This window comes from Mesorhizobium ciceri biovar biserrulae WSM1271 (assembly GCF_000185905.1).
Lineage (GTDB): Bacteria > Pseudomonadota > Alphaproteobacteria > Rhizobiales > Rhizobiaceae > Mesorhizobium > Mesorhizobium ciceri.
Map to the genome: position 1 here is coordinate 1,197,764 of NC_014923.1, position 14,512 is coordinate 1,212,275.

At 63.5% G+C, this 14,512-nt stretch carries 10 protein-coding genes; 4 read left to right on the forward strand and 6 right to left on the reverse strand.

Features of this window, described 5'->3' with window-relative positions:
• Positions 1-67: 67 nt before the first annotated feature.
• Complete coding sequence (locus tag MESCI_RS05720) at positions 68-2,212, reverse strand: TonB-dependent siderophore receptor (protein ID WP_013529009.1); 2,145 nt, start codon at positions 2,210-2,212, stop codon at positions 68-70.
• A 352-nt stretch (positions 2,213-2,564) separates the two neighbouring features.
• On the opposite strand from MESCI_RS05720, the gene MESCI_RS05725 reads away from it, so the two are divergent.
• Positions 2,565-3,941 carry an MFS transporter gene (locus MESCI_RS05725; protein WP_013529010.1) on the forward strand — a complete coding sequence of 459 codons (1,377 nt, stop codon included), beginning with the start codon at positions 2,565-2,567 and terminating at the stop codon, positions 3,939-3,941.
• A gap of 250 nt (positions 3,942-4,191) precedes the next feature.
• Here the strand turns inward: MESCI_RS05725 and purH are convergent, their stop codons facing one another.
• From purH to htpX, 4 genes are all read right to left on the reverse strand, one after another.
• Positions 4,192-5,808 (reverse strand): bifunctional phosphoribosylaminoimidazolecarboxamide formyltransferase/IMP cyclohydrolase, encoded by a 1,617-nt coding sequence (gene purH / locus MESCI_RS05730; protein WP_013529011.1) that lies wholly within the window; start codon positions 5,806-5,808, stop codon positions 4,192-4,194.
• Positions 5,809-5,893: 85 nt separating this feature from the next.
• Complete coding sequence (locus tag MESCI_RS05735) at positions 5,894-7,618, reverse strand: heparinase II/III family protein (protein WP_013529012.1); 1,725 nt, start codon at positions 7,616-7,618, stop codon at positions 5,894-5,896.
• Positions 7,619-7,765: 147 nt separating this feature from the next.
• Complete coding sequence (locus MESCI_RS05740; RefSeq protein ID WP_013529013.1) at positions 7,766-9,193, reverse strand: RsmB/NOP family class I SAM-dependent RNA methyltransferase; 1,428 nt, start codon at positions 9,191-9,193, stop codon at positions 7,766-7,768.
• Positions 9,151-10,170 carry a zinc metalloprotease HtpX gene (gene htpX, locus MESCI_RS05745; RefSeq protein ID WP_013529014.1) on the reverse strand — a complete coding sequence of 340 codons (1,020 nt, stop codon included), beginning with the start codon at positions 10,168-10,170 and terminating at the stop codon, positions 9,151-9,153. The genes MESCI_RS05740 and htpX overlap by 43 nt, the downstream gene beginning before the upstream one ends.
• 105 nt (positions 10,171-10,275) lie before the next feature.
• Here htpX and MESCI_RS05750 point away from each other — a divergent pair, with 105 nt between their 5' ends.
• Complete coding sequence (locus MESCI_RS05750; protein ID WP_013529015.1) at positions 10,276-10,497, forward strand: DUF1674 domain-containing protein; 222 nt, start codon at positions 10,276-10,278, stop codon at positions 10,495-10,497.
• A 7-nt stretch (positions 10,498-10,504) separates the two neighbouring features.
• Here the strand turns inward: MESCI_RS05750 and MESCI_RS05755 are convergent, their stop codons facing one another.
• Positions 10,505-11,170, reverse strand: coding sequence for an HAD-IA family hydrolase (locus tag MESCI_RS05755; protein ID WP_013529016.1), 666 nt, complete (start codon positions 11,168-11,170; stop codon positions 10,505-10,507).
• 165 nt (positions 11,171-11,335) lie between these two features.
• Here MESCI_RS05755 and MESCI_RS05760 point away from each other — a divergent pair, with 165 nt between their 5' ends.
• Positions 11,336-12,205 (forward strand): transglutaminase-like domain-containing protein, encoded by an 870-nt coding sequence (locus MESCI_RS05760; protein ID WP_013529017.1) that lies wholly within the window; start codon positions 11,336-11,338, stop codon positions 12,203-12,205.
• A 523-nt stretch (positions 12,206-12,728) separates the two neighbouring features.
• Positions 12,729-14,207: a TadE/TadG family type IV pilus assembly protein gene (locus MESCI_RS05765; protein WP_013529018.1), complete on the forward strand. Its 1,479-nt coding sequence runs from the start codon at positions 12,729-12,731 to the stop codon at positions 14,205-14,207.
• Positions 14,208-14,512 lie beyond the last annotated feature (305 nt).

Below are 14,512 nucleotides of genomic sequence, written 5' to 3' on the forward strand. Positions count from 1 at the left end.
GCCACACGCGTTGTCGGGTGCGTGTGGCGCCTTTTCCAATGTTGTCGGCGCTTGGCGTTCAGCAAGCTCACCAGGAATGTTTGAGGGTGCCGACGATTTTCAGCCGGTCGCCGTAGAATTCGGTCCCGTAATAGCTGGTTGTCAGATACTTCCGGTCGAACAGGTTCGTTGCGTTCAAGGCCAACGTCACGTCCTTGGTCATCTTGTAGCTAATCGCCGCATCCACCAGTGCGTAGCCGCCAATCGAAATGGTGTTCGCGTCATCCCCGTAGGTTTGTCCGATATAGCGCACGCCACCGCCGATGGTCAGGTCGCCACGCGGTCCTTCCTCGGGAAGCGTGTAGTCGACCCAGGCTGACGCCAGGTGGCGAGGAACGCGCTGCGGCCGATTGCCGGCATTCCCGCCAATGCCGTCTTCCAGGATCTCGGCATCCCAGTAGGAATAGGCAAGCGTCAGGTTCAGGTTTTCCGCGATGGCGGCCTTGCCCTCGAGTTCGATGCCGCGGACGCCAACCTTGCCGATCTGCTGCTGGACAACAGGCGTGACATAGGTCGGAACATTGGTTTGGGTAAGGTCGAAGACCGCGGCTGTGAACAGGCCGTCGAAGCCGTCGGGCTTGTACTTGATGCCTGCCTCATACTGTTTGCCCTCCTGAGGCTTCAACGAGCCCGAGACCGCATACCCGTTGGCGCTTGGCGACACGAGCGGCTGGAAGCTTTCCGAATAGTTGGCGTAGACCGCGAGGTTCGGCGTGAATTTGTAGGTCAGGCCGGCGCGCTTGGTGAAGGCCGATGCGGTGTCGTCGTCCTGCGTTCCCAGATCGAGATAGTCCGCCGTCGTATGGACACGGTCCCAGCGCCCGCCCAGGGTGACGATCCAGCGGTCGTCAAACGTCAATTGCTCCTGGGCATAGACACCGACCGCCTGCTGCTTGACCCGCCAGTTCACATAGGGACCGAGGTTGATGCAGGACAGACCGCAATAGGTCGGGTTGTCGATGTCGATGGGGCCGGCGGTGCCGAAGAGGATGTTTTCGCGGGTGTTGTCGTTGGCGTAGTCGACGCCGACAAGCGTCTTGCTGGCGACCCGGTCCCAGCCCGTATCGTATTGCAACTGATTGTCGAAGGCATAGCGGTTGGACAGGCCGCCGACGGAAAATGCCGTGCGGTCCGCCGTGGGGTCAAGCGACGCGCCGTAGACCTCGGCGTAGTCGAGGCTCAAATGCGTGTAGCGGGCATTGGAGCGGAAGGTGAGGTTCTCGTTTAACTCATGCTCGAACTGGTAGCCGATATCGACCTGCTCGGTGTTGAAGCGGTTGAAATCCGGCTCGCCCAGGAAGGTGCCGATGTCGATGTTGGCGCCGGCCGGGGTGCCGCGTGCGCCTGTGCCATCTCGCTTGTAATAGTCAGTCAGGATGGTGAGCGAGGTTCCTTCCTCGGGCTTGATGGTCAACGCAGGTGCGATGTAAAGCCGGTCGTCGTTGGAATAATCCCACCCTTGATCGCCATCCTTGGCCAGCCCGGTGAGCCGATAGGTCCACACGCCATCGGCGTCGATCGGCCCGCCAAAATCAACGCCAATCTCCTTGGTGCCGTCGCCATAGGACGTGTAAATCTCCCCCTGCTTCTGGTCCAGCGGCCGCTTGGTGATGGCGTTCACCAGTCCGCCAGGGCCGTTGAGACCAAAAAGCGTCGATGTCGATCCCTTCAGGACCTCCACGCGCTGAAGTCCGTAAGGTTCGAGACGGCTGGCCGTGAACCAGGCGGGGATGCGCGCCGTCAAGCCGTCGCGATAGGTACCGAGCGATGTCTGGTCGAAACCGCGGATGCGAATATAGTCGTATCGGTCATCGTTGCCGAACTCGTCGGTGAGGACGCTGGATGTGTAGGCCACGGCCTGCTGGAGGCTTTCGACATGGCGCGCCTCCAGTTCCTTTTGGGTTACAACTGAAACCGAGGCGGGAACGTCGACGATCGGCGTATCGGTCTTGGTGGCGGTCGCCGTATCCTTGGCGACGATCGTTTGATCGGGCCCGCCAACGCGGTCCGACTTGCCGGTGACGACGATCGTTTCCAGTTGAGTTGCATCGTCCGGCGAAACGTCCTGGGCCCGGCCGGTCCCCACCATTCCAAAAGATGCCGCTATCAAGGCACTGCTCGCAATCAATCGCCTTGCCTGAATGCGCAACAATGCCTGTCGACCAATCGTCATCTCTTATTCCCTGTCAGACCAATTTCGAGCAGTTCGGCCGGTCACCGTTCCGGCCCTGCGCGAGCGCAATTAGTCAAAGCGGACAAAAAGAGTCAACTTAATAATCAAGAGATCCACGCCGGCGACAATCGTTGCGAAGCAGGGGGTGGAGGACGGCGCCGGACCTACGGTCCGACTTCCCACGAGAAAAATACGGGCTTGGTTCGCGTAGCGGACGAAAGCCGGTTGCATGACTTTCGAACAGTGAACGCCCGGCAGCGTCAAGGGTACGGCACCGAGCTTCGTTCATTGCATGAGGGCATGAAACATGCAGACATGGCGCCCGACACGGAACGGGTGCCGAGGGATCATGATGACGGTAGAGACAGTGCAGCGTGCGTCCGGGCGCGGCATCTGGGGATGGATGCTGTTCGACTGGGCGGCGCAGCCGTTCTTCACGGTCGTGACGACCTTCATCTTCGGACCTTACTTCGTCTCGCGCATGGCGAGCGATCCGGAGACCGGCCAGGCGGCCTGGGGCTACGGCATTGCCGCGGCCGGTCTTGTCATCGCCGTGCTGTCGCCCATCCTCGGCTCGATTGCCGACCAGACCGGCCCGCGCAAGCCCTGGATCGCATTCTTTGCCGCGGTCAAGGTCACCTGCCTTTGCATGCTTTGGTTCGCGGCCCCCGGTTCGAACCTTTTCCTGGTCGTGCTGTTCTTTTCGCTGGCGTCGGTCGCGGCCGAGTTTTCGACCGTGTTCAACGATTCGATGATGCCGCGCCTGGTGCCGAAGAGCGAGATCGGCCGAATCTCCAACATGGCCTGGGGCCTTGGTTATCTCGGCGGCATGATCGCGCTGATCTTCGTCGTCGCTTGCTTGGCCGGTTCGCCGGAGACCGGCAAGACGATCATCGGCACCGACCCGCTCTTTGGGCTCGACCCGAAGCTCGGCGAGGACGCGCGCGCAACCGGGCCTTTGTCAGCCGGCTGGTACTTCCTGTTCATCCTGCCGATGTTCTTTTTCACCCCCGATGCCATCAAGGGCCTGCCGATCGGCCCTGCGGTGCGAGAGGGGTTGGCGGAGCTGAAAGTGACGCTGGGCGAGGTGCGCAAGCGCAGCGGCATCTTCCGCTTCCTGGTCGCCCGCATGATCTATCAGGACGGTGTCAATGCGGTGCTGGCGCTGGGGGGCACTTTCGCAGCAGCGATGTTCCACTGGTCGATCACCGAAATCGGTATTTTCGGCATCATTCTCAACGTCGTCGCCATCTTCGGCTGCCTGGTTGCGGCCCGTCTCGACACGGCGCTTGGCTCAAAAACCATCGTCATGATCTCGCTGGTCCTGCTCAGCATCGCCACGATCGGCATCGTCTCGACCGGACCGGGCTATACTTTGTTCGGCCTCTGGATGATGCCTGGACCGGACAGTGGCGGCCTGTTCGGCACCGCAGCGGAAAAGGCCTACATCTTCTTCGGCCTGTTGATCGGTGTGGCTTTCGGGCCGGTGCAGGCGTCGTCGCGATCCTACATGGCGCGCAGCGTCACGGCGGCCGAATCCGGCCGCTATTTCGGCATTTATGCGCTGGCCGGGCGGGCGACCAGTTTCCTGGCGCCGTTCATGGTCGCGTCCGTCACCCTGGCCAGCGGCTCGGCACGGCTCGGCATGGCGGTGATCGTGCTGTTCCTCGGGATCGGCATGGCGATCCTGGTCAAAACGCCCTATCCAGCGGACCGGCCGGCGGATTGAGTTCTTTCTTCCTTCTCCCCCTGTGGGGTGAGCGGCCGGTTCGCGAAGCGAATTCATCGTGCCAGTGGCACGATGAAAGGCTGGCGAACGCCGGGACGCTGCGGAGCAGCGGGGACCCGGCAGGGCGGATCGTCCACCGCCCGGCCCTTCGCAGGCTCAGGGCGTTCGAAGCTCGAAAAGCCAGGCAATTGGCTTTTCGTTCGCTGCGCGAACCGCTTCTCACCCCGCAAGGGGAGAAGGAAGAAGTGCGTCAATGCCTGAAATGCCGGACGCCCGTAAACACCATGGCGATGCCGTGCTCGTCGGCAGCTGCGATGACGTCCTTGTCGTTCATCGAGCCACCCGGCTGGATAACGGCAGTGGCGCCGGCGGCGATCGCCGACAGCAATCCGTCGGCGAAGGGGAAGAAGGCGTCGGAGGCGACGACCGAGCCCTTGGTCAGCGGTTCGGCAAGGCCGGCGGCCTCGGCGGCGTCGAGTGCCTTGCGGGCAGCGATGCGTGAGGAGTCGACCCGGCTCATCTGGCCGGCGCCGATGCCGACGGTGGCGCCGTCCCTGACGTAGACGATGGCGTTGGACTTGACGTGCTTGGCGATGCGGAAGGCGAATTTCAGGTCGGCCATTTCGACCGGCGTCGGCGCCCTCTTGGTCACCACTTTCAGTTCGAGGTCGTCGACGACAGCGTTGTCCCGGCCCTGGATGAGCAGACCGCCGGCGACGGATTTGACCGTCGTGCCCGGCGTGCGCGGATCCGGCAGCCCACCGGTGACCAGCAGGCGCAAATTCTTCTTCGCCGCGACGATGGCCGCTGCCTCGTCGGTGGCGCCGGGCGCTATGATGACTTCGGTGAAGGTTTTTACGATCTCTTCCGCCGCCTCGGCGTCGAGGGTGCGGTTGACCGCGACGATGCCACCGAAGGCCGAAACCGGGTCGCAGGCGAGCGCCTTGGCGTAGGCGGCTTTCAGCGAGGCGCCTTCGGCAACGCCGCACGGGTTGGCGTGCTTGATGATGGCGACGGCGGCGGAACGCGCCGGATCGAACTCGCCGACCAGTTCGAAGGCGGCGTCGGTGTCGTTGATGTTGTTGTAGGATAGCTGCTTGCCCTGCAACTGACGCGCCGTGGCGACGCCCGGCCGCTTGTCGCCATCGATATAGAAGCCGGCGCTCTGATGCGGGTTCTCGCCATAGCGCATCACCTCGACCAGCCTGCCGCCAAAGGCGCGCCACGTCGGGTGTTCGATCTCGAGCGCTTCGGCGAACCAGCCCGAGATCGCCGCGTCATAGGTGGCGGTGCGGGCGAAGGCCTTGGCGGCCAGCTTCTTGCGGAAATCCAGCGACAGCGAGCCGATGTTCATCTCCAGCGCGTTCAGCACCGAGGCATAGTCGCCGGGATCGGTGACGATGGCGACATAGGCGTGGTTCTTGGCCGAGGCGCGGATCATGGCCGGGCCGCCAATGTCGATGTTCTCGACGATCGATGCGTAGTCGGCGCCGGAGCGGCGGACCTCCTCGAACGGATAGAGATTGGAGACGACGAGATCGATCGGCTCGATGCCGTATTTGCGCATTGCGGCGGAATGCTCCGGGTCGTCGCGCACGCCAAGCAGCGCACCATGCACGCCGGGATGCAAGGTCTTGACGCGGCCATCCATGATCTCGGGAAAGCCGGTGAGCTCGGAGACGTCGCGCACCGGAAGGCCCGCGTCGGCGATCGCCTTTGCCGTGCCGCCGGTCGAGACCAGCTCGACGCCTGCGGCTGCCAGCGCCTTGGCGAAATCGATGAGGCCGGTTTTGTCGAAAACGGAGAGCAGGGCGCGGCGCACGGGAACAAGGTCTGGTGCGGGAATGTTCTTGGCGGCGACGGCCATGGGCTGGCGGCCTTTCACGACTGGTGTGGTGGATGCCCGGCCCGTAGCACATGCCGCCCGGAAATCAAACCAGCGGTCAGGTGGGTCAGTTGTTTTCCGGGTAGCCGGCGATGCTGGTGCGGGTCAGCTGCCAGTGGACTTCGGCGATTTCCGAGGCCTTGAAGGCAAGCACGATCTGGCGGCTGCGGCGCGGGCCGCCAAGACCGGCGAAATAGATCGATTCCTCGACCTCCGGCACCACTTCGGCCGATGTGAACACCCAGGTGTCGGCCTGATCGGCGGCCAGCACCAGGCGGTCATGCTCGTCCTGCAAAAGGTTGACATCGGGATGAACGTGGAAGCGGACGGTGACGAAGTCGCGGCCATTGTTGCGGATCGCGGCACTGCCGGGGCGCTGGAAGCGGTCCCGGCCGGCCAGCACATTGCCGTTCGACGACAGCTTCAGCTCGCGCTCATGCAGGAAACCAAAGCGCGCGACATAGCCGTCATGGCGGGCGATGAAACCCTGAACGCCTTTCTGATCGGTGCGCTTGCACTGCACATGCTGCGGGCCGCCGATCAACGGCGAACCGAGCAGGTCGTTGACGCGCAACGAGTGGCTGAAGCGCGCCGACGAGGTGTCGTTGATGGTGGCGGTCGAGTGCGCGGCGGTGGCGCGCGCCAGCGGCCGGAATTCAGCCGCGCCGTAGGTGTCGATGCCGGCATTGACGATGTAGTGCTGGCGCCCGGACGACAGTTCGAAGGCAAGGCAGCTGGCATGTGCGGCATTGGACACGTCGACCGGCGGCGGCGGGCCGGTGTCGGCGATGACCGTGGTGCCGCCCATAGACAGGCGCTCATAGCCGGAATGCGGCGCATGCAGCAGCGGCGCGCCAGCGGTGTCGTCGTGGCGCAGGATGGTGGCGATGCGGTCGTGGATGGTGGCGCCCATGCCGTTGAAGCGGGCGAGGCTGCCATCCTGATGGCGGAAGAAGCGCAGCGCCGGCAGCATGCGGTCGATGGCGCCGATCAGCGCCTGCGGCGGCGTTTCTGCCTGGTTGGCATAGGTCTGGCGCAGTGGCAGGAGGTCGGCGAGGATTTCCAGGACGACCATCGGATTGCGCGAAATGTGCCCGCCATCGGCGAGGATCTGGCGGTCGAGTTCCTCGGCAAGATTGCGGGTCGCGCCACGCAGCGCCGATGCCGGCGCCGGCAGGGACAAGGCAGCGAAGGCGAGCGCGATGCGCGCCCGCAGCCTGTCCTTGCCGTCGGGCATTTCACGCGCCATCGACCTGAGGTAGCGGATCTGCATGGCAACCGATTTCAGGAAGGCGCGGTAGAAAGGGAACTCGGCGCCCTGCAATACGACCGAGGAGTGCTGCAACCAGGCGATGATGCGCTTGGCCGTCGTGCCGGGCTCCCAGGCGATGCCGGAAATATGGCTGCCATGCATGGTGATCCAATCGGAGACCAGGGCGCGGGCATTGGCAGCGGCAAGCTCCGTGCCGGCGGCGCGCATATGGCGCAGCCAGCGAAAGCCGTGCAGCGTCTTCTGCCAGCCGTGATTGGGCACGTTGATCTGGAAAGGCGACTTGCCGCCGGTCTCGACCAGATGCCCCGACAGGGGATAGCGGCCGTAATAGATCTCGAGTGCGATCTGCGGGTCGGCGAGGCGCAGGTCCGGCGGTGCGATCAGCACACGTTCCGGCGTGCGGCCGGAATAGCGCCAGCGATAGACAGGCCCGGCGCGCAGGCGCCGGCGCGTTTTGCGCCAGAACTCCTTCGCGACAAGCGTCCACAGACGCGTCGTGCTGCTGGCAGCAAGTGCCAAAACCCCTCCTGATCGTCCTCTACCCCGGCGCCGAGTCTACATGATTGCACGATTCGTGCGAAGGCGAATTCCACGAGCCCGGGCCGGTTCACCTGCTTCTGCCCCCGGTCCTGCCTAAAAAAGGCAGCAAATCCGGCAGTTCAAGCCCTAGCCGGCTCGCCGCATGCGAGCGGCGAAGAAGCCGTCGAGGCCCGAGCGTTCCGGCGCGCCGAGGTCCAGGTCGGCGGGCGTGGTGCGCAGCGTGCCTTGCGGCGTCAGGAATGGATCGATGCCGGCGATCTCGCCTTGCAGCAGCGGATCATTGGTGATTTCAGGCGTGCCGGCGAGAAAGGCGCGACAGAGATCCTCGCCTTCGAGCGGATCGAGCGAACAGTTGGAAAAGACGATCCTGCCGCCAGGCTTCACCAGCGTCACAGTGCGGGCGAGCAGCCTGCGCTGCAGGTCGGCCAGTTTTTCCACATCGGCCGAAGTCTTGGTCCATGGCACGTCGGGATGCCGCCGCACCGTGCCGGTCGACGAGCAGGGTGCGTCGAGGAGAACGGCGTCGAACAATTCTTTCGGCTCGTATTTGAGCAGGTCGGCCTGGACGATCTCGGCGGACAGGCCGAGGCGCTCGAGATTCTGCGTCAGCCGCACAAGCCGGTTTTTTGACGTGTCGACGGCGGTGACCTTCGCGCCGGCAACGATCAGCTGCGCGGTCTTGCCGCCGGGCGCGGCGCAGAGATCGGCAACCCGCAATCCCGTGACATCGCCGAACAGTCGGGCGGGCAGGCTGGCCGCGGCGTCCTGGACCCACCAGGCGCCCTCGGCAAAGCCAGGCAATTCGGTGACAGGACCGACAAGATTCTCGACCCGCACCGTGCCGGTCGGCAGGACGATGCCGCCGAGTTTTTCGGCCCAGAGTCCGGGATCGGCCTTGACCGAGAAGTCGACCGGCGCCTCAACGCGATGCGCTTCGAGGATCTGTCTGGCCTTTTCGTTGCCGTAGGTAGTCTTCAGCCTTTCGGAAAACCATTTGGGCGCCTCGTCGGTGGCGGCAAGGGCGGCAGGCAATTCCGTTTCCTTGGCCCGTGCCAGTGTGCGCAGCACGCCATTGACGAGGCCGGAGAACCGCACCGTGCGTGGATCGGACTTGGCATGGGTCACCGCAATGTCGACGGCGGCGCTGTCGGGAATATCGAGGAACAGGATCTGTGCGGCCGCCACATGCAATATGTGCGACAGCGCCGTGGCATTGGGCGGCAGCGGCTTTTCCAGGCGCCGCGCCAAGAGCCCCGATATGGTCATGCGATAGCGCAGCGCGGTGACCAGAATGGCGCGGACAAGGCCGCGATCGCGCAAATCGAGCGCCTTGTATTGCGGGTGGCCGTTCTCGTGATCGGTCAGCCCGTCAAGCGGTGTCCTGGCATCGATGACGGCGGCAAGCAGGCGGGCCGCTGCCTTGCGCGCGGCGAGACCGGCGACGAAGTCGCCGCCGTCCCTGTGTTCCTGATCACCTGAAACCGTGCGTCGAGGTCCTCTGTCCGCCACGCTCACGACCACCGGCCCCTGGGCCCGGTCGGATTGCGGCCCCATGGGTTGGATTTGGGCTTGGCGGGCTCCGCCGGCTGCTCGGGCCGTGCTGTCTGATCCCACGGGCCGGATGGCCGCAGTTCGTCCGCCTGGCGTGGCGTTGGGGCCTGGCGCGGTGCAGCCCGGGTTTCGCTGCCGGCCATGTCGCGCGCCATCGCCTGCAAGGCTGCAATGCGGTTCTCAGTGGCGGGGTGGGTGGAGAACAGGCTGTCCATGCGCTCGCCGTGAAGGGGATTGATAATGAAGAGATGCGCGGTCGCGGGATTGCGCTCGGCATCGGGGTTGCGGATGCGTTCGGCGCCGCGGGCGATCTTGTCTAGCGCCGATGCCAGCCAGAGCGGGTGTCCACAGATTTCGGCGCCACGTCGGTCGGCCTCGTATTCGCGGGTGCGGCTGACCGCCATCTGCACGACCATCGCGGCAAAGGGCGCTACGACCATCGCCGCCAGCACGCCGACAAAGCCGAACGGATTGTTGTCGCGATTGCCACTGAAAAAGAAGGCGAAATTGCCGAGCATCGAAATGGCACCGGCAAAGGTGGCGACGATCGTCATGGTCAGCGTGTCGCGGTGCTGCACATGGGCGAGTTCGTGCGCCATGACGGCTGCGACCTCTTCAGGCGTCAGCGCCTGCAACAGGCCGGTGGAGGCAGCGACCGCCGCGTTCTGCGGGTTGCGGCCGGTGGCAAAGGCGTTCGGCTGCGGATTGTCGATCAGGTAGGTCTTCGGCATGGGCAGGCCGGCCTGTTTGGCGAGCGACTGGACGATGGCGTAATATTCGGGCGCGTTCTTCTCGTCGACCTCGACGGCACGGTTCATCGACAGCACCATCTTGTCGGCATTCCAGTAGCTGAACAGATTGGTGCCGGCGGCGATCAGCAGCGCGATCATCATGCCGCCGGTTCCGCCGATCAAAAAGCCGACGCCCATGAACAGCGCGGTCATCGCGGCAAGAAGCATGGCGGTACGAAGTGTGTTCATCGTCTGCTCCTGTCCAGGTGATAGCGAAAAGGGGTCGATCCGCTTGGTCTCATCGCTATATGATGGGAAACACCAGTTCCCGTTTCAATCCGCTGGAAATATCGCATGAACGACGAAGCCAGTAAAACCGATGCCGAGCTTGCCCATGATGTCGAGCCAAAGGCGCTGACGCCGGAAGCCAGACGTGCGCTCGCGGAAGCCGAAGCACGGCGTGCAAAGTACCTGGAAAAGGAAGCCTCGGCGCCGAAGGAAATCGGCGGCCGCGGTGGCAAGGAGCCCGGCCGCTACGGCGACTGGGAGGTAAAGGGCCTGACCAGCGATTTCTAGACGCCGCCTAGGCGGCGTTGCGCTGCGGCTCGAGCGCGATCCAGCCACGCTCGTCGACGGTGATGCCCACCATGTCGTAGCCCGCGATCGCGGCGTGTTGCGTTGGCAAGGGGTGCTTGTGCGTGGCGCTGATGACCATGACCGCCGCGCCCGCCGCTTCGGCTGCCGCTATGCCGGCCGGGGCATCCTCGAACACGAGGCAGTCGCGCGCGTCGAAGCCGAGCCGTTCCGCGCCAAGCCGGAAGCAATCGGGCGCCGGCTTGCCGCGGGTGACATCTTCCGCTGCGACGATGACGGCCGGGACGGGGATGCCGGCGGCCTTCATGCGCAACAGCGCCAGCTCACGTGGGGCGGAGGTTACGATCGCCCAGCGTTCGGGCGGCAGCGAATCGAGAAATGCCACGGCGCCGGCGATCTGGATAATGCCTTCGAGATCGGCCGCCTCGGCCTTCAGCAGCAGATCAGCCTCGTGTGCCGGGTCGATGCCCGGCAGTGCCAGGCCGGTGATGGTCTCGATCGCGCGTACGCCATGGATCGTCGGCAGGAAGGCGGCGACGTCGAGGCCCTGGCGACGTGCCCAATCGCTCCACACCCGTTCCGCCGAGGCGATGGAATTGATGAGCGTGCCGTCCATGTCGAAGAGGAAGGCCGCGAATTTTCTGCCTGAATACATGATTTTCCTTGAGTCCGGGGAGCGCTGGTGGGGTTGCCGAACCTAACGTCTCGACCGCGGCAGGGGAAGACACGGGGTGGGCTTTTCGATCGGCCCAGGGAACCACGGTATCCTCCGGGCGTTTGGGAAGGACTGCTTCTCACAAGACCGAAGGGGGGACCAACGATGCTGATCCGGCTCGGCTACGAAATCGCCATCGAATGCGTAGCCGCCACGCCGGTGATTTCAGTGCTCGAGATCCATCGGGACAGGCAGGCTGATATCAAGCGGCAGACGCGGGTGCTGACCTCGCCCGCGGTGCCGACAAGGCTGTACCACGATCTGCATGGCAATGCCTGCCGGCGCTTCACAGCGCCCGCCGGTGGTTTTCGCATCCTGTACGACGCGGTCGTCGAGGACAGCGGCGAGACGGACGAGGTAAACACGCTGGCCAGGGAAGTGCCGGTGGCGGACCTGCCGGACGAAGTTCTCGGTTATCTCCTGGGCAGCCGCTATTGCGAGACGGATCATCTGAGCAGCCTGGCCTGGCAGCTCTTCGGCGACATTCCGTCCGGCTGGGCGCGCGTGCAGGCTATCGTCGACTATGTCCACAACCGGCTGTCGTTCGGCTATGGCTATGCGCGCTCGACCCGCACGGCGGCTCAGGCGCATGAGGAACGCGTCGGGGTCTGCCGCGACTTCGCTCATCTGGCGATCACGCTTTGCCGCTGCATGAATATTCCGGCACGCTATGTGAACGGCTATCTCGGTGATATCGGCGTGCCAGCCGATCCGGCACCGATGGACTTTTCGGCGTGGCTGGAAGTGTTCCTCGACGGCAAATGGTACACGTTCGATCCTCGCCACAACACGCCAAGAATCGGCCGCATCGTCATCGCCCGCGGCCGCGACGCCACCGACGTGCCGCTGCTGCATAGTTTCGGCGCCCACCGGCTCAGCCTGTTCAAGGTATGGACCTATGAACAGGAAGGCAATCTGTTCAACCCGCCCTACCACGGTATCGACAGGACCGTCGGCGCACAGATGCTGGCCTAAAGGTATGTCGATTCAGGTGAGGCCGGTCTGCAAATGACGGCTTTCTGAGCTTCCGGTGCTCACGGACCAAATGTCCGCTCCGCTCCGGTTCTCGAAAGCCATCATTTTCGACCTGGCCTTACCTGAATCTCAACACCCCTTGAGGCGCGGCCAAAAGCGGCCCTGGTTTTCAAACGTGATGGCGCTTTGGTCTTTCGACGGCCGGAGGCGTTGGATCCGATCATTTCGCGCCTTGCAGTCTCGGGACAACTGGCCCGCTTCGGCACACGGACCCTGTCCCGCAACAGGACGTCATCGGGATTCCCTGATTGCTTCGTCTTGAGCATGGTAACCGGCTCGTAAACGCAGCCGCGGCCGCGCTTTTCTGTTTACCAGTCATTCACCTTTGCGGAGCTTGAAGCCGAACAAAAACAATGATTTGGCGGCAAGCGGCCGGCCTTCTGCCAGCCAGCGGCGTCATCCGGCGGGAATCCTGCATTGCCCTGTCCGCGGCGACGAGGCCGAGGCGAATGGAGGCTGTAGGATGCGGAATTACGGGGGTCTTGTTCACGCGGTCGGCGGGTTCGCCCGGGATCGCGGTGGAAATTTCGCAATCCTGTTCGGCCTCAGCGCCTCGGTCTTGGCGCTGGCTGTTGGCTTCTCGGTCAACGTATCGCAGCTCTACAATGCCAGATCGAGCCTCCAAGGCGTCGTCGACGCCGCGGTCACATCGACGGCACGCGACCTAACGACCGGCGCCATCAAGGAAGCCGATGCCAACAAATCGGTGCAGGCCTTTCTCGACGCCAACAGCCAGGCAGGCATTCTGCAGGCCGACCAGATCGTACTCGACAGGCTGATCGTCAACAGGACCGCCAAGACGGTCCAGGCTGACGCCCATGTCGATGTCGGGCTGTATTTCCCGATTTTTGGCACGGGCGACATGAAACGCGTCGCCGCCTCCACGACGGCGCTCTATTCGGACAAGACCGTCGAAGTGGCGATGATGCTCGACATAACGGGGTCGATGGCCAAGCGCGGCAAGGTCGACAAAATCGGCGATCTGAAAACAGCTGCAAAAAACGCCGTCCAGACGATGCTGCAGAAACAGGATCCGCAGAACCCCCGCATCCGCGTCGCGATTGTGCCTTACGCATCTGGCGTCAACGCCGGCAAGCTGGCGGAAAACGTCTATGCCGAAAAACAAGCCAGCACTGAGCTCCCACCCGTCGCCGGCAGTCCGCTTCTCGTCGCCAAGACGGGCAAAAATCTGCTGCCGTCGTTCAGCGACTACATCTCCATTGTCGGCGCGGCGATGCCACGCCCCGACAATTGCGCCACCGAGCGCAAGGACAAGAACGGCAACGCGGATATGAGCGCCGACGGCCCGGATACTGTTCGCACCGACGGGAACGGCAAGAAATTCTATGCCCTGGTCAACCGGGACGATCATCTCGGTGACGGGGACATGAACAGGTGCCCTGATGCCAAAGTGATCCCGCTGACCGCCGATTCCGATGCCTTGCTTGAATCGATCGAGGACTTCCGGGCCAATGGGTTTACGGCCGGCGCGATCGCCATTCAGTGGACCTATTATATGCTGTCGCCGCAATGGCGCACTGCGATCAGGAATGCCGGTCTTGGCAAGGGCGCTTCGGATGCCGATCCGAAGAAGATCGCCAAGGTCGCGATCCTGATGACCGATGGCCAGTTCAATACCGCCTTCGCCGGTGCTGGGGACAGCTACAACAGGCAGGGCACCCTTGCGCGCGGCAACGCCGAAACGCTGTGCGACAACATGAAAAACGACGGCATCGAGATTTTCACCATCGGCTTCGATCTGGACGACAAGGATATGTCGACAACCGAGCGGGACCAGGCAAAGGCGGTGCTGAAGGATTGTTCGTCGAAGGATACCTCCGGCGCCAAGAGGCATTTCTTCGACGTGTCCACCGGAGCCGAATTGGACGACGCCTTTCAGGAAATCATTCGCAACACCGAAAAGGTCGCATTGACCCAGTAGTCTAGTCCGCAAACGGAAAAGGCCGCCGCTTCTTTCGAAGCCGGCGGCCTTCCGTGTTTCCGTCCGTGGCGCGGCCCATGGCGATGACCTATCAGGTCAGCCGCCGCGCATTTCGCGCCTTAACGGGAAGACTGCTTCCCGAAAGTGCAATCCGCTGAGGCCACGTTCTGGAAAACGAAATCACTCGACATCGGATCACCTCCTTTCGATTTGTTGAACACATACTCATGATGGGGTGCATTGCAGCAAAAGACAAGGTGCAGGTCTGAAATTAACCAACGGGCGGGCCTGGTGCGGGCCGGCTT